Source organism: Pseudomonas sp. LB3P93 (assembly GCF_054898025.1).
Genome location: NZ_CM142713.1, coordinates 5,719,042 through 5,739,512, shown reverse-complemented (window position 1 = coordinate 5,739,512; position 20,471 = coordinate 5,719,042). Strand labels below are relative to the sequence as shown.

Genomic DNA, 20,471 nt, shown 5'->3' with positions numbered 1-20,471 from the left:
GGCGAACGGTTCTTCACTCGGGCAGCCGTGCATCGATCCTGCCTGAAATCGGAACAGAAACGCAATGCGGAAACGGTTCAGGCATTCGGCAGGCTCAGTAGGAAATTACCTTTCATGTCTGCACCTGCGTCCGACTCCAGCGTCTGAACCTGGGCTTCGTCCTTCAAATTGACCCCCGACAACTGCCGACGGCAAGCCTCGCGCATCAGGTACAACAAGCGGTGTGCCGCCATTCCGTAGCTCAGGCCCTCGAGCCGGACATTGGAGATGCAGTTGCGGTATGCATCGGTCAGCCCAATCTTTGGATTGTAGGTGAAATATAAACCCAGACTGTCCGGCGAGCTGAGGCCAGGGCGTTCACCGATCAGAATCACCACCATTTTTGCGCCCAGCAACTCGCCGATTTCGTCGCTTATCGCGACCCGGCCTTGTTCTACCAGAATCACCGGTGAAACCGTCCAGCCATCGACTTCGATTTGCTCTCGCATGCGTGAAAGGAAGGGCACGGTGTGACGGTGCACAGCCAGTGCCGACAAACCATCGGCCACGACAATCACCAGATCGACGCCGCCGGGATAGGCAGAAGCATGGATGCGCAGGGTTTGCGCGGACTCATCGCTCAATTTTCGCCCCAAGTCAGGGCGCTGCAAATAACTGTCCCGGTTTGTAGCGGCGCTGTGCAGGAGCACACTTTCGTATCCGCATTCAGCCAGTTGCGAGCTGAGCGCGGCATGATCGAACGGTAAGTGCACTGCGTCCCGAGCCTGTGCGTGGGCGTATTGGAAATCCAGCTGTGCGCTGGTCGGCATGCTGGTACCGGTGCGGCCCAAGGCTATCCGTGCCGGGGTCAGGCGCCGCAGTTCCAGCAAAGGATTTTCTGAATCAATAGGCGGTTTATCCATCTCGACACTCATCCCAGTTGCCCCATCGCCTGGCGGAAGGCTGGCGGCAGGCGCTCGCCGAAATGAATCTTGCCATCGGCCTGAGTGAAAATGCCCATTTTCGCCAGCCATTGTTCGAACTCCGGTGCCGGTTTCAGGCCCAGGGTTTGTCGGGCGTAGAGCGCGTCGTGGAACGAGGTGGTCTGGTAGTTGAGCATGATGTCATCGGAGCCCGGGATGCCCATGATGAAGTTGATGCCGGCCACGCCCAACAGGGTCAGCAGGGTGTCCATATCGTCCTGATCGGCTTCGGCGTGGTTGGTGTAGCAGATGTCGCAGCCCATCGGTACGCCCAGCAGCTTGCCGCAGAAGTGGTCTTCGAGGCCGGCGCGAATGATCTGTTTACCGTTGTAGAGGTATTCCGGGCCGATAAATCCTACGACGGTGTTGACCAGGAACGGTTTGAAATGGCGCGCCACGGCGTAGGCACGGGTTTCGCAGGTCTGTTGATCGATGCCGTGGTGGGCGTTGGCTGACAGGGCGCTGCCCTGGCCGGTCTCGAAATACATCAGATTCTGGCCCAGGGTGCCGCGATTCAGGCTCAGGCCGGCGTCATAACCTTCCTGCAGGACATTCAGGTTGATGCCGAAACTGGCGTTGGCCGCTTCGGTGCCGGCGATCGATTGAAACACCAGGTCCAGCGGAACACCGCGATTGATCGCTTCGATGGACGTGGTGACGTGGGTTAAAACGCAAGCCTGTGTAGGAATCTCGTAGCGCTGGATGATCGCGTCGAGCATTTCCAGCATGGCGCAGATCGACGCGATGCTGTCGGTGGCCGGGTTGATCCCGATCATTGCGTCGCCGTTGCCGTACAGCAGGCCGTCGAGAATGCTCGCCGCGATGCCGGCCGGTTCGTCGGTGGGGTGGTTGGGTTGCAGGCGTGTGGATAACCGCCCGCGTAAACCCATCGTGCCGCGGAATTTCGTGACCACGCGGATTTTTTGAGCCACCAGCACCAGGTCCTGCACGCGCATGATCTTCGACACGGCGGCAACCATCTCCGGGGTCAGTCCGGGTGCCAGGGCGCGCAGGCTTTGTTCGTCGGCAGCATCGCTGAGCAGCCAGTCGCGAAATCCGCCGACGGTGAGGTGGCTGACCACCGCGAAAGCGTGTTTGTCGTGAGTGTCGATGATCAGTCGGGTGACTTCGTCGGTCTCGTAAGGAACGAGTACTTCTTGTAGGAAGTGGGTCAGCGGAATGTCAGCCAGGGCCATTTGCGCAGCCACGCGTTCGCCATCGTTGAGGGCGGCGACGCCGGCCAGAAAATCCCCGGAGCGCGCCGGACTGGCCTTGGCCATGACGTCCTTGAGGCTGTCGAAACGGTAGGTCTGGGCGCCGACCGTGTGAGCAAAACTTGCCATACAGATTCTCCGTGACGGCGCAGACAGAGCCTGCGCCGTGATTTCTGGCCGTTAGTGCAGGGCTTTTTCAGCGTTCTGAATGGCCGCGAATTCTTCCTCGGGCGTGCCTGCTACCAAGTGATGCCGACTGTAGAAAGCAAAGTAAGCAATTAACACTCCATAGATGATCGCCGCGCCAATCACCACGCGTGGGTCTACCAGAAAGCCCGCCACCACGGCGATGCAAGCCAGCACCAACGCTACACCCGAGGTGAAGATACCGCCCGGCGTGCGATAGGGCCGATCCATTTTGGGGCGCCGAATGCGCAGTGTGATGTGCGCCGCCATCATCAGGACGTAGGAAATGGTCGCGCCGAACACCGCTACCAGAATCAGCAAGTCGCCCTGACCGGTCAGCGACAAGCCGAATCCGATGATGCCGGGAATAATCAGGGCCAGTACGGGGGCCTTGCTCTTGTTGGTTTCTGACAGTTTGCGCGGCAGGTAGCCGGCGCGGGACAACGCGAAGATCTGCCGCGAATAGGCGTAGATGATCGAGAAGAAACTGGCAATCAACCCGGCCAAGCCTACCAAATTGACGAAGTGGCCCATCCACGTTGAGCCGCCGTAGGCCTTGCTCAATGCTTCGACCAACGGATTACCCGAGGTCAGCAGTGCATTGGCGCCCGCACCGCCCGGGCCGATGACCAGAATCAGCAAGGCAAAGCTCACCAGTACCAGCATGGCGCCGATCAATCCGCGGGGCAGGTCGCGTTTCGGGTTTTTGGTTTCTTCTGCTGCCAACGGCACACCTTCGACAGCGAGGAAGAACCAGATCGCGTAGGGAATTGCCGCCCACACGCCGACGTAGCCAAAGGGCAAGAAGCTGCTGGCGCCCTTGGCGTCAGTCACCGGGATGTCGAGCAGATTGGCGACGTTGAAGTGCGGCACCATCGCCACCAGAAACACGCCCAGTGCCAGGGCGGCGACGGCGGTGATGACGAACATCAATTTCAGGGCTTCGCCGACCCCGAAAATGTGAATGGCGATAAAGATGATGTAGAACGCCAGGTAAATCATCCAGCCACCGATACCGAACAGTGACTCGCAATAGGCGCCGATAAACACCGCGATCGCCGCCGGGGCAATGGCGTATTCGATCAGGATCGCGGTCCCGGTCAGAAACCCACCCCACGGCCCGAATGCGCTACGGGCAAAACCGTAGCCGCCACCCGCGGTAGGAATCATGGAAGACAGTTCCGCCAGGGAGAAACACATGCACAGATACATGGTCGCCATCAGCAACGTGGCGAGAAACATGCCACCCCAGCCACCTTGGGCCAGGCCGAAGTTCCAACCAGCGTAATCGCCGGAGATGACGTAGGCCACGCCCAGACCCACCAGCAGGACCCAGCCTGCCGCACCTTTTTTCAGTTCCCGTTGCTGGAAGTAGTCGGAGCCGACTTTTTCAAAGTCGACCGAGGAGGTAGCCGGCTGCACGCTGGCTTGATCGCTAGGCATAGGGTTCACCTGTTCTTATTGTTTTTGACCGGCGTGATTGCCGGGTTGGCGCGAAGGCCCGATGCGCAAGCAAGCTCACTCTCACAAGGAGAGTGGCTTGCCTGCGACAGACGGTTTAGAAGAAGCCCAACGGATTGATGTCGTAGCTCACCAGCAGGTTTTTGGTCTGCTGATAGTGATCGAGCATCATTTTGTGGGTTTCACGACCGACGCCGGACTTTTTGTAACCGCCGAACGCGGCGTGCGCCGGGTACAGGTGGTAGCAGTTGGTCCACACACGACCGGCCTTGATGGCGCGGCCCATGCGGTAGGCGCGGTTGATGTCGCGGGTCCAGAGGCCGGCGCCGAGGCCGAACTCGGTGTCGTTGGCGATGGCCAGGGCTTCGGCTTCGTCCTTGAACGTGGTGATGCTCACCACCGGGCCAAAGATTTCTTCCTGGAACACGCGCATTTTGTTGGTGCCCTTGAGCAGGGTCGGCTGGATGTAATACCCGGTCGCCAGGTTGCCCTCGAGTTTTTCAATCTTGCCGCCGGTCAGCAGCTCGGCGCCTTCGCCCTTGGCGATTTCCAGGTACGAAAGGATTTTGTCGAATTGCTGCTCGGACGCCTGGGCGCCGACCATGGTGTCGGTGTCCAGCGGGTCGCCACGTTTGATCGACAGCACTTTCTTCATCACCACTTTCATGAAGTCGTCGTAGATCGACTCTTGCACCAGTGCGCGAGACGGGCAGGTGCAGACTTCGCCCTGGTTGAAGAACGCCAGCACCAGGCCTTCGGCGGCTTTTTCGATGAAGGTTTCTTCGGCTTGCATGATGTCGGCGAAGAAGATGTTCGGCGACTTGCCACCCAGCTCCACGGTGGACGGGATGATGTTTTCGGCGGCGCATTTCATGATGTGCGAGCCGACCGGGGTCGAGCCGGTGAAGGCAATCTTGGCAATGCGTTTGCTGGTGGCCAGGGCTTCGCCGGCTTCTTTGCCGTAGCCTTGCACCACGTTCAGCACGCCTGGCGGCAGCAGGTCGCCGATCAGCTCCATGAGCACGGTGATGCCCAGCGGAGTTTGCTCGGCGGGTTTGAGCACCACGCAGTTACCGGCAGCCAGGGCCGGGGCGAGTTTCCAGGCGGCCATCAGGATCGGGAAGTTCCACGGGATGATCTGCCCGACCACGCCCAGCGGTTCATGGATGTGATACGCCACGGTGTTGCCGTCGATTTCGGCGGCGCTGCCTTCCTGAGCGCGGATGCAACCGGCGAAGTAGCGGAAATGGTCCGCGGCCAGCGGGATGTCGGCGTTGAGGGTTTCACGCACGGCTTTGCCGTTGTCCCAGGATTCGGTGATTGCCAGGACTTCCAGGTTCTGTTCGATGCGGTCGGCGATTTTCAGCAGCACCAGCGAGCGCGCCTGAGCGGACGTGGCGCCCCAGGCATCGGCAGCGGCGTGGGCGGCGTCCAGGGCTTTGTCGATGTCTTCGGCCGTGGAGCGCGGGAATTCGGCAATCGGTTGGCCATTTACTGGCGAGGTATTGGTGAAGTACTGACCTTTGACAGGCGCGACGAACTCGCCGCCGATGTAGTTACCGTATTTGCTCTTGAACGAAACGATAGCGCCTTCAGTACCGGGGTGAGCGTAACGCATGGTGATTTCTCCTTGGCTTTTGTGCTTATAAGGGAGAGCGCATGTGCGCTTGTTATAAGCGTAGAGCAAAGGTCGGGCCACTGCCTTGCAGGTCAGGCAAATCAAGACCTTGCGTGGTTTTTGTCGGACCGGCGGGTCGTGGCTGTGACGCTTTCGGTACAGTGCTTGTGACAGTTTGTACCGCTTGTGGCACAGCCTGTGACTGCTCGGTCTTGCCAGCATTGCAATGCGGGCTAGGCTGGAGGATGCTCGGCATCACCTCAACCACGGGTCGCCGAGCCTCGGGGAGAATAATAAGAAATGCACGACAACCATTTGAGTCGCCATGCCCAGCAAGTCTTGACCGTCACTCAGGGCAAGTCCCACCTGCACGGGCCCGGCAGCGATCCGTCCATTGCCCGTTCCTGGCTGCGCTGTCTTGAGGACTATCACCTCGACCCGGCCCTGACGATGGCGCCGACGGTGCTGGAACATGGCCGCGTCCTGGAAAGCCGCGAACGCTTGCAGCAGGTGCTGCACATCGCCGGCAACGAAATGACCAGTCTTCATCAACAGCTTTCAGGTGCCGGCCACGCGGTGCTGCTGACCGACGCTCGCGGGGTGATCCTCAACTGCGTCACCGCGCCCGCCGAACGGAAAATCTTCGAGCGCGCAGGCCTGTGGCTCGGTGCCGACTGGAGCGAAGCCTGCGAAGGCACCAACGGTATCGGCACCTGCCTGGTGGAGCGCCAGTCGTTGACGATTCATCAGGATGAACACTTTCGCGGCCGCCACACCGGTCTGACGTGCTCGGCGAGCCCGGTGTTCGACCCTCACGGCGAGCTGCTGGCGGTGCTCGACGTGTCCTCGGCGCGTCACGAGGTCTCGCGTCAAAGCCAATTCCACACCATGGCCTTGGTCAATCTTTCGGCGAAGATGATCGAGAGCTGCTATTTCCTGCGCTACTTCGACAATCAATGGCTTTTGCGTTTTCATCTGCAGGCTGAATCCGTCGGGCTGTTCAGCGAAGGGTTGCTGGCGTTCGACGGGGAAGGGCGGATCAGCGCGGTCAACCAGAGTGCGCTGAACCTGTTGGGGCATATTCGCGGCGGATTGTTGGGTAAGCCGGTCGAGGCGTTCTTCGATTGCTCGCTGGATGACTTGCTCGGCCGCGCGAGTGTCAACGCCAGCGCCAGTTGGCCGTTGCGCACCCGTGACGGACGGAGTCTGTTCGCCTTGTTGCGCGGGCAGCCGCGCAGTATTCCGGTGCCGGTGGCGCCAAGTCCGGTGCTTGCCGAGCGTCCGCGCCTGTCGGGCATCTGCCTGGGCGATACCGCGTTGCAGGAAGATTTTCGCAAATCCTTGAGAGTCTTCGAGCGAGACGTACCGCTGCTGATCAATGGCGAAACCGGCTCCGGCAAAGAGGCATTCGCCAAAGCCGTGCATCAGGCTAGCCAGCGGGCCGAGAAAGCCTTCGTCGCCCTGAACTGCGCGGCGATCCCTGAAAGCCTGATCGAGAGCGAACTGTTTGGTTATCGCGGCGGCAGCTTCACCGGCGCGCGCAAGGAAGGGATGCGCGGCAAGTTGCAGCAGGCTGACGGTGGCACGCTGTTCCTCGATGAAATCGGCGACATGCCACTGGCCTTGCAGACCCGACTACTAAGGGTGCTGGAAGATCGTCAGGTGGTGCCGATTGGCGGTGAGCCGGAGTCGGTCAATGTGCGGATCATAAGCGCCACTCACCGGAATTTACTGGATCGGGTGCAGGACGGCAGCTTCCGTGAGGATTTGTATTACCGGCTCAATGGGCTGGAGATTGCGTTGCCGGCATTGCGTGAGCGCAGTGATAAATCGCAGTTGCTTGATTTTCTGTTGGCCGAAGAGGCGGGCGGGGAAGCCGTACTGATCGACGAGCCAGCACGGCAGGCTCTGCTCGGGTTTGCGTGGCCGGGGAATGTGCGGCAGTTGCGCAATGTGCTGCGCACCTTGGCGGCGTTGTGTGACGGCGGGCGGATCGGGCTGGAGGATTTGCCGGCGATGATTCGTCAGGCTCGGCCGGTGCCGGTTGTAGCCGTTGAAGAGCCTTCCGAATATCCGCTGGACAATGCAGAGCGGTTGGCGTTGCTCAATGCGCTGGAGCAGACGCGTTGGCATATGACTCATACCGCCGAACAGCTTGGCGTCAGCCGTAACACCCTTTATAGAAAACTGCGCAAACACGGTATCGCCCGCTAAACCGCTCTTGTGGCGAGGGAGCTTGCTCCCGCTCGGCTGCGCAGCAGTCGCTTGTCTTTGTTTCAGAATCACCGTGGCTTCAGGTTTTGGGGTCGCTGCGCGACCCAGCGGGAGCAAGCTCCCTCGCCACAGAGACCGGGTTCCATCACCTAAAGAGTGCGATTTTCCCCTCCCTACGCTAACCTGCGGCCATGTTTTACGAGGTCGACTATGCACATTCATATTCTTGGTATCTGCGGCACTTTCATGGGTTCGATGGCGGTTCTGGCCAAAGAGCTGGGCCATCACGTGACGGGCTCCGATGCCAACGTCTATCCGCCGATGAGCACTCAGCTTGAAGCGCAGGGCATTGAGTTGACCCAAGGCTACGATCCCGCCCAGCTCGATCCGGCGCCGGATCTGGTGGTGGTCGGCAACGCCATGTCCCGCGGCAACCCCGCCGTCGAATACGTGCTGAACAAAGGCCTGCCTTACGTTTCCGGTCCGCAATGGCTGGCCGACCACGTGCTGCAAGGTCGCTGGGTCCTGGCCGTCGCTGGCACCCATGGCAAAACCACCACCAGCAGCATGCTCGCCTGGGTTCTGGAGCACGCGGGCATGAGCCCGGGCTTCCTGATCGGCGGCGTACCACAAAACTTCTCGGTGTCGGCGCGCCTGGGCGGCACGCCGTTCTTCGTCATCGAAGCCGATGAATACGACAGCGCGTTCTTCGACAAGCGTTCCAAGTTCGTTCACTACCGTCCACGCACGGCCATCCTGAACAACCTGGAATACGATCACGCCGACATCTTCCCCGATCTGCCGGCCATCGAGCGGCAGTTCCACCACTTGGTGCGGACCATCCCGAGCGAAGGCCTGGTGATCCATCCGACCACCGAGCCGGCGTTGCAGCGCGTTATCGAAATGGGCTGCTGGACGCCAGTGCAAACCACCGGTGCCGGTGGTCAGTGGCAGGTCAAACTGCTCAGCGAAGACGGCTCGAAGTTCGAAGTAATGTTCGAAGGCGTCGCCCAAGGCGTCGTCGATTGGGACATGACCGGCCAGCACAACGTGGCTAACGCCCTGGCGACATTGGCGGCGGCTCGCCATGTTGGCGTGGTGCCTGCCATGGGCATCGCCGCGTTGAGCGCGTTCAAAAGCGTGAAACGCCGGATGGAGAAAGTCGCCGAAGTGCGCGGCATCACCATTTACGACGACTTCGCTCACCACCCGACGGCGATTGCGACGACCCTCGACGGTCTGCGCAAACGCATCGGTGATGCGCCGTTGATTGCGATCATCGAGCCGCGCTCCAACTCCATGAAGCTTGGCGCTCACCGCGACGGCTTGCCGGAAAGCGTGGTCGATGCCGATCAGGTTATCTGGTACGCACCCGCCAACCTCGGCTGGGACCTGGGCGCGACCGCCGCGTTGTGCACCGTGCCGTCGATTGTCAGCGATTCGCTGGAAGGCATCATCGAACGCGTGAAAAGCCAGGCCCAGCCCGGCACTCACGTGGTGATCATGAGCAACGGCGGCTTCGGCGGCCTACACGGCAAACTCGCCGAGGCGCTGCAATGAACAACGGCCCGGAACGCATCACCCTCGCGATGACCGGCGCTTCGGGCGCCCAGTACGGTTTACGCCTGCTCGACTGTTTGATACGCGAAGACCGCGAGGTGCACTTTCTGATCTCCAAGGCTGCGCAACTGGTGATGGCCACCGAGACGGACGTCACGCTGCCGGCCAAACCGCAGACGATGCAGGCCTTCCTCACGGAATACACCGGCGCGGCCGCCGGGCAAATCAAGGTGTACGGCAAGGAGGACTGGATGTCGCCGGTGGCCTCGGGCTCTGGTGCGCCTGCGGCGATGGTGGTGGTGCCTTGCTCCACCGGGACCTTGTCGGCTATTGCGACCGGTGCCTGCAACAACCTGATCGAGCGTGCTGCCGATGTGACATTGAAAGAGCGTCGCCAGCTGATTCTGGTGCCGCGCGAGGCGCCGTATTCGAGCATTCACCTAGAGCACATGCTCAAGTTGTCGAACATGGGTGTGACGATTTTGCCGGCTTCGCCGGGCTTCTATCATCAGCCGCAGACCATCGATGACTTGATCGACTTTGTGGTGGCGCGGATTCTCAACCTGTTGAACATTCCGCAAGACATGCTGCCGCGCTGGGGCGAACATCATTTGAGCAGCGATGAATAAGCTGCTGATTGTTCTGCTGGTGCTGCAACTGACGGGCTGCGCCACGGCGCGCACGCTGGACGCGGCCAAACCGGGGGCGCCAGTGGTGTACTCGGGGACACGTCTGGATTTGTATGCCATGAACGGTGGATGCTGCGCCATGGACCGGTTCGGCGCCGAAGCGCCGAGCTATCCCGGCCTCGACCTGCCGGCCAGCGCGTTGCTCGACACGCTGTTATTGCCGTTATCGGTGCTGACGGTGATCGGAGTAGGTTTTCAGGCGACTGGCGGTCTCTAACTGATCGTTCCCACGCTCTGCGTGGGAATGCAGCCCGGGACGCTCTGCGTCCCAAAGCGGACGAGGAGCGTCCATTGAGGCATTCCTTTGCTGCGCGTGGGAACGATCTTTGTGGGGCATTATTTGCCTAACTTGCGCAACTCATCCGACTCAACCACCCGCACGCCATCCTGCTCTTCCAGCGCCAGGCGCCACATGGCGCGGGCCAGTTGGCAGGCTTCGATGCCGTGGTACTTGCCCGGAATCAATCGCGACAACGGACCGGCGACTTTCTCGCCCAGTCGCGGCTTGACGCGATCGCCCAATAACAGCGAAGGTCGGCAAATGGTCAGTTGCGGCCAGTCCTGCGCGCGCAATGCATACTCCATTTCGCCTTTGACCCGGTTGTAGAAAACCGAGGATCTGCGATCAGCCCCCAAGGCACTGATCACGATCAAATGCCGTGCACCCATCTCCCGCGCACGTTTGGCGAACGCCACCACCATGTCCAGATCGACTGCGCGAAAGGCTTGTTCGGAGCCGGCCTGCTTGATCGTGGTGCCGAGACAGCAGTAGGCGATGTCGACACGACCGTTCAGTTGCGGCAGAAACACGGACGGATCACCGACCGGGTTTTCCAGGTGGGGATGCTCGGCCAGTGGACGGCGTGAGGGGGCTAAAACCCTTGAAATCGTTGGCTCATTGAGCAAGCGATCAAGCAGATGTTCACCGGTCAACCCGGTAGCTCCGGCAAGCAATACATGCTGAGGCGTCAAGTACATAGTGTTTCTCCCTTGATACTGTTCAGCTTAGTTGCTCTTTGCATCCTTGCTGCTGATAGAGACACTTTGTAGTGCTTTTCGTGCCTGCTGTTTGCGTAAAAGCTGCCAGTGCGAGAGAACGGTTTTCGGCGCCCAGATCTGCGGTTCAGAGGCTTCGAAGCCGTCGGCCAGTTCACGCTCCGCCACGGTGGCCTTGGCCAGCTTGAAGGCCTGTTCCAGGTCATCGGTCTGGTTCAGTGCCTGGGCGAACAGCGCGTCCCCGAAGTAGGTGAAGTTGGCTTCCTCCGAGCAACCGAAGGACACGCGATCGGCGCGAGAGGCGGTCATGATCAGCGTGCGTTCGTCCTTGAGGGCAGGGATGAAACCACCGGAATAGCAGGATGAAATCACAACGATCTTGTCGCGATTTTTCAGGGGCGCAAGCACGGCGGCGAGTTCGTCGGCCGGCAGATCGGCCAACTCCATGCGCGGCTGGTCGAGCACCAGTTCATGTTCGCTGCTGCCATGGCTGGTCAGGTAGATGAAGACCAAGTCTTCCGGGCCACTGCGTTCGGCCAAAGTCATCGCGGCGCGACGCAGGTTTTCCCGGGTGGCCATCGGCCGGTCGACCAGGTGGTCGCGATGGTTCACGAGGCGAATCTGGCCGAAGGCGCCGAAGCGGCTGCTGAGCATGTTGCTGACGTAATCGGACTCACGCAGGAACACGCTCTGCTTGCCGTCACCGCCCAGGGTCAAGGTGTACAGCTCGACCACCGGGGTCGAGGCCGGCACGCTGGACAGGGCGTCATCGAGTAACCGGCCCTGAGCCAGCAACCCGAGCTCCAGGGTGTCGGGCAGCAACTTGCCATCGGCATCGCGAACACGTTGACCATTGATCCACGTACCGCTTTGCACCGTGCCGTCGGTGAGCACCAGGGTGCCGCGCCCCGAGTAGCTGTCACCGTCGAACTGGCCGATATAGAAGCTGCCGTCGGGCAGGTTCAATCGACCCTGGCCGGTAAAGCGCCAGTCGCTGAACTGGCCGATGTAATGGCTGCCATCGGCGCCGATCAACTCGCCCTTGCCGTTCAGCGAGCCTTCCTTGAATTGACCCAGCCAGACATCACCGTCGGCGTTTTCGTAGCGGCCCTTGCCGTGCAGTTGATTGTTCTTGAAGCCACCGACATAGATGTCGCCGTCGGCGCTGTTGAAGGTCCCGTTGCCTTCCAGCTGACCGTCTTTGAAGTGCCCGGTGAACTGATTGCCACTGCCATCGCCGCGCTGGCCTTCGCCATTGGGTTTGCCGTGGGCGAACTGGCCCTGGTAGGAGCTGCCGTCGTCGAGTTCGAGACGACCGAGCCCTGAATATTGATCGGCCTTGAATTCACCGCGATAGGTCATCGCGTTTTCTTTGAGCGTGCCTTCACCGTCGCGGCGGCCGAGCTTGAATCCGCCGGTGTAGCTGCTGCCGGGGGTGGTCAGCGTGCCTTGGCCGTCGAACAAGCCTTGATTGAATTGTCCGCGATAGACCTCGCCGTTGCTGCCATGCCATTCGCCCTGGCCATGCCATTGGCCCTTGTCGAACTCGCCGGCGTACCAGCTGCCGTTCGGGTAGTCGATGCGGCCCTGGCCTTGCAGCAAGCCGTTGACCAGATCACCGCGATAGCGCCCGCCGTCCGGCAAGCGGGCATCGGGGGGCAGCAGCGATTCGCCATCGCCGCAAGCGGTGAGCAATAGGGTCAGGGCAAGGAGTGCAAGTGAGCGCATAGCGGGATCCGGGCAATTATGCGACGGAGTATGCCGCAGCTATGTGTCGCATTTATAGAGACACGGCAGAGACACAGCGCGAAACAGCGTGAGCTGTTTCGCAATCAGGCATGTGTCAGACGAAGCAGAGGGACAGCGGCTCGGCGATATACGCCGGTTTGTCCGACCCTTCGATTTCAAGCGTGGCGGTGGCTTTGAGCAGCCATTGGCCGGGTTTCTTTTCGATGACTTCGTTCATGTCGACCTTGAGGCGAACCCTGGAGTTGACCTTCACGGGCTGGATGAAACGCACGCTGTCCAGGCCATAGTTGACCACCATCTTCGCCCCTTGAGGGAGGATCAGGATGTCTTCCATCAGTTTCGGGATCAGCGACAGCGACAGGAATCCGTGTGCAATGGTGCTGCCAAATGGCGTTTGCGCGGCTTTGACCGGGTCGACGTGAATGAACTGATAATCGCCTGTGGCTTCTGCGAACAGGTTGATGCGGTCCTGGTCGATGGTGAGCCATTCGGAACGTCCGAGTTCCTTGCCGACATAATCTTTGAGCTCTGCAACGGGAACATAGGGCATTGAGACTCTCCTTGGGTTTCATCGGATTTATAGTTTTTCGAGTGGGGGGATTTGACCTCCCTGTGAACCACTTTAGATCAACATGGCAAATTGCTCCGGTCAACTGACCATGCTTTTGGCGAATGCCGATCCATAGCGTTGACGTGCTTATAATGCCCGGCCCCTTTTTGGTGGGGAGTGCGTGCGGGAGATGCTGGATGTTGTTACGTGGCCTGACCTGGCTGGTGCTGTTCCAATTGCTGGGCACAGCCATCAACCATTTGTTTTTACCGGTGCTGCCCGGGCCGATTGTCGGCCTGCTGCTGTTGCTGGTGTACCTGATTTCACGCGGACAAGTCGGTGAGCCGTTGAACCTGGCCGCCAGCAGCCTGCTGCGATACTTGCCCCTGCTGCTGGTTCCGCCGGCCGTGGGCGTCATGGTTTACGCCAAGGACATTGCCGCGGATTTCTGGGCCATCGTCGGCGCTTTAGTGTTGTCGCTGGTGCTGTCCATGGCCTTTGCCGGGGTGCTGATGCAGCGCATGGTCAAGCGTCATACACATCGCGGAGACAGCCAATGATCCTCGATTGGCACGGCGCGGTGGAGTCGGTGATTCATCATCCGTTGTTTGGTATCGGCATTACGCTGGGCGCTTATCAATTGGTGCTGGCGGCCTTCGAGAAAACCCGCTGGATCTTTCTGCAGCCGGTGCTGGTCTCCATGCTGTTGGTGATCGGCGTGCTGGTGCTTTGTGGGATCAACTTTGCCGAGTACCGCAAGAGCACCGAGATCCTCAGCATCTTGCTCGGGCCTGCGACTGTTGCACTGGCCGTGCCGCTGTACCTCAATCTTCGACGAATCCGGCAGTTGTTCTGGCCGATATTTACTACGCTGGTGATAGGCGGCGTGGTTGCCACGGGCATGGGCGTGTTGCTGGGCTGGTGGTTTGGCGCCGAACACATGATTCTGATGACCATGGCGCCGAAGTCGGTGACGTCGCCGATTGCCATGTTGGTGGCCGAGCAGATCGGTGGTGTCGCGGCGCTGGCGGCGGTGTTCGTGTTGATCACGGGCGTGATCGGTGCGATCTTCGGGCCGAGTCTGTTGACCCGACTGGGTGTGCACAGCCCTGAAGCCCGCGGTATGGCTTTGGGCATGACCGCCCATGCGGTCGGCACGTCAGTGGCCTTGCAGGAAAGTGAAGAATGCGGCGCCTTCGCGGCGCTGGCGATGAGTCTGATGGGCGTGGCCACGGCGGTGTTCCTGCCGTTGGCAGTGTCGATGGTGGTGTAAGGAAATGTCTATGAGCTTGCCGCTTTTTCCGCTTAACACGGTGCTGTTTCCTGGCTGCATCCTCGACTTGCAGATCTTCGAGGCGCGCTACCTGGACATGATCAGCCGCTGCATGAAACAGGGCGGCGGTTTTGGCGTGGTGTGCATTCTCGACGGCGAAGAAGTGGGCATCGCGCCGGCGGGCTATGCACTGGTGGGCTGCGAAGCGTTGATCACCGATTTCAAACAGCAAGACAACGGTCTGCTGGGCATTCGCGTGCAAGGTGGACGGCGTTTCCATGTATTGCGCACCGAGGTGCAGCGCGATCAATTGACCGTCGCTGACGTCGAGTGGCTCGAAGACGAGCCCGAGCAACCGCTGCAGGACGAGGACGCGGACCTGGTCGCACTGCTCAAGGCCCTGGCCGAACACCCGATGGTCGAAGCATTGAACATGGGCACCGAAGCGACCGGGCAACAATCCTTGGCCAATCAGCTGGCCTACCTGCTGCCGTTTGCTGAGTTGGACAAGATTGATCTGCTGCAACTCGATGATCCCCAGCAGCGACTGGATGCGATTCAGGCGCTGCTGGATGAATTGCAGGGTGAGTTGTTTGCCTGATCAGTAGGCATACCGCAACATCGCATGCGGCAAATGCCGCAACGCAAAGAACCCGAACAACGCCACCATCGCCGGCAACACCAGCCACCAGACTTTTGGCGGCATGGCGTTGAGCGGTGCCTGGCGCTGGTTCAACCACAAGCTCGCTGCACACACGCACGCCGCCAGCATTGCGCCGGCCAGTACATCCGTTGGCCAATGCGCCCCCAGGTACACCCGCGACAAGGCAATCGCCAGCGCCGGCAGGCAACCCAGCAGCAACCAGGTCAGGCGCATCCGCGGCGGCTGGCCGCGGCCGGCCAATACGGCGAGGGTCAGGAACAACGCGAAGGAACCCGAGGCGTGGCCGCTGGGCATGCTGTAGCTGGTCAGCGGATCGCTCAGTACTTCCGGGCGCACGCGGGCGAAAAACTGCTTGGTGAACGTGTTGCCGAGGGCAGTGAAGAGCAGGGTGCCGCCCGCGAAAATCGCCTGGCGCCATTGCCGGGTGAGTAGTAGCAAACCGGTCAGCAGGGCGCTGAACAGCAGCATGTTGCGGAACTCTCCGATCAGCGTGAAGGTGACGGCCACTTCATCGAGCATCGGGCTGCGGTGTTCCTGCACCAGGGTCATCACCCCCTGATCGAGTGCAGTCAGGTGCGGATAGCCGATAAACAGCCCTGCCAGAATCAGCAGGCTCATGCCGGCAATCAGCACCGTCGCTTTACGATGGCGGCGCATGCTGCTGGTGATGCTCAAGCCCACCATGACGGCGATGCTGCCGGCGACGATCCCTGCCTCTGGCCAGAAACCGTCGGGCAATGGCAAGCGAATCGCCGCGCCCGTGGCCCAGCCGGGCAGCAAGTAAGCGATGCTCCAGCCTGCGGCGGCGAGCAAGCTGACAGCGGCGAACCGCGGGAACGGCATGTCGAACATCCCCGCGACCATTGGCAGCATCGGGCGCAGCGGGCCGATAAAGCGTCCGACCAAGAGGCTGGCGATGCCGTAGCGCTGGAAATATGCCTCGGCGCCGGCGATCCATTCCGGATGATGGCGCAACCCCGGCAGGCGTCGGATGTTCTGGTGGAAATGTCGGCCGATGAAGTACGAAGCGATGTCGCCCAGCACGCCGGCGACGAACCCCAGCAACAGCGTTTCGCTCAATGACAGCGCGCCGCTGCCGGCCAGTACCGCCACGGCGAACAGCAACACCGTGCCGGGCACGATCAACCCGGCAATCGCCAGGCACTCCACAAATGCCACTATGAACACCGCCGCGGCCAGCCATTGCGGGTTTGCCGCCAGCCAACCGGTCACGCTATCGAGCCATGGGCCCATAAAAACAACTCCATTGAATTTCTATAATCGCCTGAAGGGACGAACACAGTTTCCCAAACACCACCGAACCCTGTGGGAGCGAGCCTGCTCGCGATGGCGTCGCGTCAGACGCCACCAACATCGCCTGGACGGACGCTTTCGCGAGCAGGCTCGCTCCTACAGTGGGTTCGCGTTGAATCAAACATCAGGACAGCAAAAAATAATCGCGACCTTCGACCTGCCCCCGTCGCAGCGGGTTCCGTGTGCAATACGGCGCGTAAGCCGCATCGACAAAGCGGTACATCAAATGCTCATCGCGTCCGTGGGGAATGCCCAGGCGCGTGGTTTGAATGATGTGAGCAGGCGCCGGGCCGACGTCTTCGACCAGCAACACCTCATGGTCAAAGCGTTTGGCGTCCCAGACCGGCACCTTCAAACCCAGCGACTTGCAGAGCAAGGTCTGCCCGGCACAGAGTTTTTGCGAAGGGCGAGGGCGGCCTTGGGCGTCTGGATTGTTCAACAGCATCTGCGCCAGGCTTGCCGACCCGCTCAACTCATCGACCCATGGATAGGCGGATTTGATCAGCACTGCGTTGCCCGGTCCCTGAGCGCTGAAGTTCAGGGAATCACCGCCGCGGGCGTAATACATATAAATGTGTCCGCCATCCAGAAACAAAGCCTTACGCTTTTCTGTGTAGCCGAGGGACGCATGGCTGCCTTTTTCTTCGCAGTAATAGGCCTCGGTCTCAATAATCCGGGCGCTGAGCCACAGATCGCACACTCGATGACGGATGACCTTGCCGAGTAAATCCCGGGCCAGGGTTTGGGCGTCTCGGTCGAAAAAAGCGTCCGGGAGCCCCGTGGGCAGGCTTGCGGTGGACGCTCGAACAGTCAGATTGGACATGATGAACGGTGTTAATCAAGGCTGATTGAGTCGTGATGATAACAATTTGCAGCTTAATCCCGGCTGAACGTCGGCTAATTGCCCTCCATTTCGACCATCCGCCCGTCACCGCTGTTAGTCCCGGGACGCGACAGCTATAATCTGCCGCTTTACTCTTTACCAAGACCTTAGCAAAGACCACCACAGACAATGACTGAGTCCGTTCTTGACTACATGACCCGCCTGGGTCGCGCCGCCCGCGAAGCTTCTCGCGTCATTGGCCGTGCCAGCACTGCGCAGAAAAACCGCGCGTTGCAGGCGGCTGCCAATGCGCTGGACGCTGCACGCGCCGAGCTGACGGCTGCCAATGAACTGGATTTGGCCGCGGGTCGGGCCAATGGTCTTGAACCGGCATTGCTTGAACGTCTGGCGCTGACCCCGGAACGCATCGACGGCATGATCGTCGGTTTGCGTCAGGTGGCGGCACTGCCGGACCCGGTCGGCGCGATCCGCGACATGAGCTTCCGGCCATCGGGGATTCAGGTCGGCAAGATGCGTGTGCCGTTGGGCGTGATCGGGATCATCTACGAATCCCGGCCGAACGTGACCATCGATGCCGCGAGCCTGTGCCTGAAGTCCGGCAACGCGACGATCCTGCGTGGCGGTTCCGAGGCCATTAATTCCAATCGCGCCATTGCTGCCTGCATCCAGCGCGGCCTGGCCGAGGCCGAATTGCCCGCTGCGGTGGTGCAAGTAGTCGAAACCACCGATCGTGCGGCCGTTGGCGCGTTGATCACCATGCCGGAATACGTCGACGTCATCGTGCCTCGTGGTGGCCGTGGCCTGATCGAACGGGTCAGTCGCGATGCCCGCGTGCCGGTGATCAAGCACCTGGACGGCATTTGCCACGTCTACGTCAGCGCCCATGCCGATCTGCCGAAAGCCCAGCGCATCGCCTTCAACGCCAAGACTCACCGTTATGGCATCTGCGGCGCGATGGAAACGCTGCTGGTGGATCAAACCGTTGCCAAAGATTTCCTGCCGTCCATGGCTGCACAGTTCCGCGAAAAAGGCGTCGAACTGCGCGGTTGCGAACGTACCCGTGCGATCATCGAGGCTATTGCGGCAACTGAAGAAGACTGGAACACCGAATACCTGGCGCCGATTCTCTCGATCCGCGTCGTCGACGGGCTGGACCAGGCCATCGAACACATCAATCAGTACGGCTCGCATCACACCGACTCGATCGTCAGCGAAAACCTCGCCGACACACGGCGTTTTGTGGCGGAAGTCGATTCATCGTCGGTGATGATCAACACGCCGACCTGCTTCGCCGATGGCTTCGAATACGGATTGGGTGCCGAGATTGGCATTTCTACTGATAAGCTGCACGCCCGCGGCCCGGTGGGTCTCGAAGGACTGACCTGCGAGAAGTACATCGTGGTCGGTGATGGCCAGTTGCGCGGCCAGGCGTCGGTCTGACTTGGGCGACTTCAAAACGTCAGCCCCGCAAACTGCCAGCGAGCCTGCGCCTCGACGCATTGGCGTGCTGGGCGGGACTTTCGATCCGGTGCACATCGGCCATTTGCGCGGTGCACTGGAGGTCGCCGAATCGCTGGCGCTCGATGAATTACGCCTGACACCCAGTGCCAGGCCGCCACATCGCGGTACGCCGCAGGTGTCGGCGAAGGACCGTCTGGCGATGGTCGAGTGCGCGGTGGCCGGTGTGGCGCCGTTGGTGGTGGACGCCCGCGAATTGCAGCGGGACAAACCGTCCTACACCATCGACACCCTGGAACTGATGCGCGCTGAATTGGCCGTGTCTGACCAGGTTTTTCTACTTTTGGGCTGGGACGCATTTTGCGGCCTGCCCACTTGGCACCGCTGGGAAGAGTTGCTCCAGCATTGCCACATCCTGGTGCTGCAACGCCCGGATGCCGACAGCGAACCGCCGGATGCCTTGCGCAATCTGTTGGCGGCACGCTCGGTGAGCGACCCGCTGGCCCTCAAAGGGCCGAGCGGACAGATTGCATTCGTCTGGCAGACGCCGCTCGCGGTATCCGCCACCCAGATCCGTCAACTGCTGGCCAGCGGTAAGTCGGTACGTTTCCTGGTGCCCGACGCGGTCCTGGCCTACATCGATGCGCACGGTCTCTACCGTGCGTCGAACTGAAAAAGGGAGCGCTTCAAAACACGTGAACGCGTGTACCGAAGCGCCCGAACATACGAGCAAAACGAGTTTTATATGACGAACAAAGACGTAACTAAAGTAAAGCGCAAAGGCACGTTCAAGAGCGCCCCGCTGCCTGAGCCGGTTCTCACCACCGAGCCCCTGAAGGGTGATGAGCTGGTCAAGGTTGCCGTCGCGGCCCTGGAAGACGTCAAGGGCCAGGACATCCAGGTCATCGACGTTCGTGAAAAGCAGAGCATCACTGACTTCATGATCATCGCTACCGGTACGTCGAACCGTCAGATCGGCGCGATGCTGGACAAAGTCCGCGAGGCCGTCAAAGCCCTGGGCGTCAAGCCATTGGGTGAAGAAGGCAAGGGCGACAGCGATTGGGTGCTGCTGGACATGGATGACGTCATCGTTCACATGATGACGGCCTCGGCTCGTCAGTTTTACGACCTCGAGCGTCTGTGGTCCGGTGCGGAACAGAGCCGTGCTCTGAACGCGGCTCACCACAGCCCGGAAAACACCCATGAGCATTTCATCAAGCTCAACAAAGACCAGCAATAAGGGACCGCTGTGCGACTGCGACTGATCGCCGTCGGTTCACGCATGCCCAAGTGGGTGGAAGAAGGCTGGCATGAATATGCCAAGCGTCTTCCGTCCGAGCTGGCGCTGGAACTGGTGGAAATACCGCTCAACACCCGTGGCAAGAACGCCGACGTGGCGCGCTTCATCCGTCAGGAAGGCGAAGCCATGCTGGCCAAGGTCGGGCCGAATGAGCGGGTTGTGACCCTCGAAGTCCACGGCAAGCCCTGGAGCACCGAGCAGTTGGCGGTCGAGCTCGATCGCTGGCGGCTGGACTCGCGCACGGTCAATTTCATGGTCGGCGGCCCCGAAGGGCTGGCGCCGGAAGTGTGTGCGCGTGCCGATCAGCGCTGGTCGTTGTCGCCGTTGACGTTACCGCACCCGCTGGTGCGGATTCTGATCGGCGAACAGCTGTATCGTGCCTGGACAGTTTTGTCCGGCCACCCTTACCACAAGTAGTT

At 60.6% G+C, this 20,471-nt stretch carries 20 protein-coding genes; 11 read left to right on the top strand and 9 right to left on the bottom strand.

Annotated features, from left to right (window positions below):
* Window positions 1-77 precede the first annotated feature (77 nt).
* From eutC to exaC, 4 genes are all read right to left on the bottom strand, one after another.
* Window positions 78-902: an ethanolamine ammonia-lyase subunit EutC gene (gene eutC / locus ACYZT8_RS26220; protein WP_461977067.1), complete on the bottom strand. Its 825-nt coding sequence runs from the start codon at window positions 900-902 to the stop codon at window positions 78-80.
* A gap of 8 nt (window positions 903-910) precedes the next feature.
* Window positions 911-2,305 (bottom strand): ethanolamine ammonia-lyase subunit EutB, encoded by a 1,395-nt coding sequence (locus ACYZT8_RS26215; RefSeq protein ID WP_461977065.1) that lies wholly within the window; start codon window positions 2,303-2,305, stop codon window positions 911-913.
* Between the two features lie 51 nt (window positions 2,306-2,356).
* Window positions 2,357-3,805 carry an ethanolamine permease gene (eat, locus tag ACYZT8_RS26210; RefSeq protein ID WP_461977063.1) on the bottom strand — a complete coding sequence of 483 codons (1,449 nt, stop codon included), beginning with the start codon at window positions 3,803-3,805 and terminating at the stop codon, window positions 2,357-2,359.
* Window positions 3,806-3,920: 115 nt separating this feature from the next.
* Window positions 3,921-5,441, bottom strand: coding sequence for an acetaldehyde dehydrogenase ExaC (gene exaC, locus ACYZT8_RS26205; protein WP_461955872.1), 1,521 nt, complete (start codon window positions 5,439-5,441; stop codon window positions 3,921-3,923).
* Between the two features lie 300 nt (window positions 5,442-5,741).
* Between exaC and ACYZT8_RS26200 the strand changes: the two genes are divergently transcribed.
* The 4 genes from ACYZT8_RS26200 (at window position 5,742) to ACYZT8_RS26185 (ending at window position 10,121) form a co-directional block, all read left to right on the top strand.
* Complete coding sequence (locus ACYZT8_RS26200) at window positions 5,742-7,655, top strand: sigma-54-dependent Fis family transcriptional regulator (RefSeq protein WP_461977061.1); 1,914 nt, start codon at window positions 5,742-5,744, stop codon at window positions 7,653-7,655.
* Window positions 7,656-7,865: 210 nt separating this feature from the next.
* The gene (mpl, locus tag ACYZT8_RS26195) at window positions 7,866-9,215 is read left to right on the top strand and encodes a UDP-N-acetylmuramate:L-alanyl-gamma-D-glutamyl-meso-diaminopimelate ligase (protein WP_109635158.1); all 1,350 of its coding nucleotides are present in this window, start codon (window positions 7,866-7,868) and stop codon (window positions 9,213-9,215) included.
* Complete coding sequence (gene ubiX / locus ACYZT8_RS26190; RefSeq protein ID WP_010467349.1) at window positions 9,212-9,844, top strand: flavin prenyltransferase UbiX; 633 nt, start codon at window positions 9,212-9,214, stop codon at window positions 9,842-9,844. The genes mpl and ubiX overlap by 4 nt, the downstream gene beginning before the upstream one ends.
* Entirely contained in the window at window positions 9,837-10,121 is a 285-nt protein-coding gene (locus ACYZT8_RS26185) for a YceK/YidQ family lipoprotein (protein ID WP_461977059.1), read from the top strand. Before ubiX ends, ACYZT8_RS26185 begins: the two co-directional genes overlap by 8 nt.
* A 119-nt stretch (window positions 10,122-10,240) precedes the next feature.
* On the opposite strand, the gene ACYZT8_RS26180 is transcribed toward ACYZT8_RS26185, so the two are convergent.
* The 3 genes from ACYZT8_RS26180 to ACYZT8_RS26170 form a co-directional block, all read right to left on the bottom strand.
* Window positions 10,241-10,882: an oxidoreductase gene (locus ACYZT8_RS26180; RefSeq protein WP_461977057.1), complete on the bottom strand. Its 642-nt coding sequence runs from the start codon at window positions 10,880-10,882 to the stop codon at window positions 10,241-10,243.
* A gap of 27 nt (window positions 10,883-10,909) precedes the next feature.
* Window positions 10,910-12,628: a C13 family peptidase gene (locus ACYZT8_RS26175; RefSeq protein ID WP_461977055.1), complete on the bottom strand. Its 1,719-nt coding sequence runs from the start codon at window positions 12,626-12,628 to the stop codon at window positions 10,910-10,912.
* 115 nt (window positions 12,629-12,743) lie between these two features.
* Window positions 12,744-13,199, bottom strand: a complete 456-nt coding sequence (locus ACYZT8_RS26170) for a MaoC family dehydratase (protein WP_461955868.1) — start codon at window positions 13,197-13,199, stop codon at window positions 12,744-12,746.
* Window positions 13,200-13,396: 197 nt separating this feature from the next.
* Here ACYZT8_RS26170 and ACYZT8_RS26165 point away from each other — a divergent pair, with 197 nt between their 5' ends.
* The 3 genes from ACYZT8_RS26165 to ACYZT8_RS26155 are packed head-to-tail and all read left to right on the top strand — an operon-like array spanning window position 13,397 to window position 15,073.
* On the top strand, window positions 13,397-13,759 hold the full coding sequence (locus ACYZT8_RS26165; protein WP_461977053.1) for a CidA/LrgA family protein: 363 nt from the start codon (window positions 13,397-13,399) through the stop codon (window positions 13,757-13,759).
* Window positions 13,756-14,472 carry an LrgB family protein gene (locus tag ACYZT8_RS26160; RefSeq protein WP_461977051.1) on the top strand — a complete coding sequence of 239 codons (717 nt, stop codon included), beginning with the start codon at window positions 13,756-13,758 and terminating at the stop codon, window positions 14,470-14,472. The genes ACYZT8_RS26165 and ACYZT8_RS26160 overlap by 4 nt, the downstream gene beginning before the upstream one ends.
* A 10-nt stretch (window positions 14,473-14,482) precedes the next feature.
* Window positions 14,483-15,073 carry an LON peptidase substrate-binding domain-containing protein gene (locus ACYZT8_RS26155; RefSeq protein WP_131063032.1) on the top strand — a complete coding sequence of 197 codons (591 nt, stop codon included), beginning with the start codon at window positions 14,483-14,485 and terminating at the stop codon, window positions 15,071-15,073.
* Here ACYZT8_RS26155 and ACYZT8_RS26150 read toward each other — a convergent pair whose 3' ends face one another.
* On the bottom strand, window positions 15,074-16,390 hold the full coding sequence (locus tag ACYZT8_RS26150) for a bifunctional DedA family/phosphatase PAP2 family protein (RefSeq protein WP_461977048.1): 1,317 nt from the start codon (window positions 16,388-16,390) through the stop codon (window positions 15,074-15,076).
* A gap of 184 nt (window positions 16,391-16,574) precedes the next feature.
* Window positions 16,575-17,273 carry a DNA-3-methyladenine glycosylase gene (locus ACYZT8_RS26145; protein WP_461977046.1) on the bottom strand — a complete coding sequence of 233 codons (699 nt, stop codon included), beginning with the start codon at window positions 17,271-17,273 and terminating at the stop codon, window positions 16,575-16,577.
* A 189-nt stretch (window positions 17,274-17,462) separates the two neighbouring features.
* Between ACYZT8_RS26145 and ACYZT8_RS26140 the strand changes: the two genes are divergently transcribed.
* The 4 genes from ACYZT8_RS26140 (at window position 17,463) to rlmH (ending at window position 20,469) form a co-directional block, all read left to right on the top strand.
* Window positions 17,463-18,734, top strand: coding sequence for a glutamate-5-semialdehyde dehydrogenase (locus tag ACYZT8_RS26140; RefSeq protein ID WP_461977044.1), 1,272 nt, complete (start codon window positions 17,463-17,465; stop codon window positions 18,732-18,734).
* A gap of 1 nt (window position 18,735) precedes the next feature.
* Window positions 18,736-19,425: a nicotinate-nucleotide adenylyltransferase gene (gene nadD, locus ACYZT8_RS26135; RefSeq protein WP_461977042.1), complete on the top strand. Its 690-nt coding sequence runs from the start codon at window positions 18,736-18,738 to the stop codon at window positions 19,423-19,425.
* Between the two features lie 72 nt (window positions 19,426-19,497).
* Entirely contained in the window at window positions 19,498-19,992 is a 495-nt protein-coding gene (gene rsfS / locus ACYZT8_RS26130; RefSeq protein WP_461977040.1) for a ribosome silencing factor, read from the top strand.
* 9 nt (window positions 19,993-20,001) lie between these two features.
* On the top strand, window positions 20,002-20,469 hold the full coding sequence (rlmH, locus tag ACYZT8_RS26125) for a 23S rRNA (pseudouridine(1915)-N(3))-methyltransferase RlmH (protein ID WP_007937439.1): 468 nt from the start codon (window positions 20,002-20,004) through the stop codon (window positions 20,467-20,469).
* The last annotated feature ends 2 nt before the right edge of the window (window positions 20,470-20,471 follow it).

Excerpts from the sequence above, each read along its gene's own strand:
- eutC (WP_461977067.1), bottom strand. The coding sequence starts at position 902 with ATGGATAAACCGCCTATTGATTCAGAAAATCCTTTGCTGGAACTGCGG.
- ACYZT8_RS26215 (WP_461977065.1), bottom strand. The coding sequence starts at position 2,305 with ATGGCAAGTTTTGCTCACACGGTCGGCGCCCAGACCTACCGTTTCGAC.
- eat (WP_461977063.1), bottom strand. The coding sequence starts at position 3,805 with ATGCCTAGCGATCAAGCCAGCGTGCAGCCGGCTACCTCCTCGGTCGAC.
- exaC (WP_461955872.1), bottom strand. The coding sequence starts at position 5,441 with ATGCGTTACGCTCACCCCGGTACTGAAGGCGCTATCGTTTCGTTCAAG.
- ACYZT8_RS26200 (WP_461977061.1), top strand. The coding sequence starts at position 5,742 with ATGCACGACAACCATTTGAGTCGCCATGCCCAGCAAGTCTTGACCGTC.
- mpl (WP_109635158.1), top strand. The coding sequence starts at position 7,866 with ATGCACATTCATATTCTTGGTATCTGCGGCACTTTCATGGGTTCGATG.
- ubiX (WP_010467349.1), top strand. The coding sequence starts at position 9,212 with ATGAACAACGGCCCGGAACGCATCACCCTCGCGATGACCGGCGCTTCG.
- ACYZT8_RS26185 (WP_461977059.1), top strand. The coding sequence starts at position 9,837 with ATGAATAAGCTGCTGATTGTTCTGCTGGTGCTGCAACTGACGGGCTGC.
- ACYZT8_RS26180 (WP_461977057.1), bottom strand. The coding sequence starts at position 10,882 with ATGTACTTGACGCCTCAGCATGTATTGCTTGCCGGAGCTACCGGGTTG.
- ACYZT8_RS26175 (WP_461977055.1), bottom strand. The coding sequence starts at position 12,628 with ATGCGCTCACTTGCACTCCTTGCCCTGACCCTATTGCTCACCGCTTGC.
- ACYZT8_RS26170 (WP_461955868.1), bottom strand. The coding sequence starts at position 13,199 with ATGCCCTATGTTCCCGTTGCAGAGCTCAAAGATTATGTCGGCAAGGAA.
- ACYZT8_RS26165 (WP_461977053.1), top strand. The coding sequence starts at position 13,397 with ATGTTGTTACGTGGCCTGACCTGGCTGGTGCTGTTCCAATTGCTGGGC.
- ACYZT8_RS26160 (WP_461977051.1), top strand. The coding sequence starts at position 13,756 with ATGATCCTCGATTGGCACGGCGCGGTGGAGTCGGTGATTCATCATCCG.
- ACYZT8_RS26155 (WP_131063032.1), top strand. The coding sequence starts at position 14,483 with ATGAGCTTGCCGCTTTTTCCGCTTAACACGGTGCTGTTTCCTGGCTGC.
- ACYZT8_RS26150 (WP_461977048.1), bottom strand. The coding sequence starts at position 16,390 with ATGGGCCCATGGCTCGATAGCGTGACCGGTTGGCTGGCGGCAAACCCG.
- ACYZT8_RS26145 (WP_461977046.1), bottom strand. The coding sequence starts at position 17,273 with ATGTCCAATCTGACTGTTCGAGCGTCCACCGCAAGCCTGCCCACGGGG.
- ACYZT8_RS26140 (WP_461977044.1), top strand. The coding sequence starts at position 17,463 with ATGACTGAGTCCGTTCTTGACTACATGACCCGCCTGGGTCGCGCCGCC.
- rsfS (WP_461977040.1), top strand. The coding sequence starts at position 19,498 with ATGACGAACAAAGACGTAACTAAAGTAAAGCGCAAAGGCACGTTCAAG.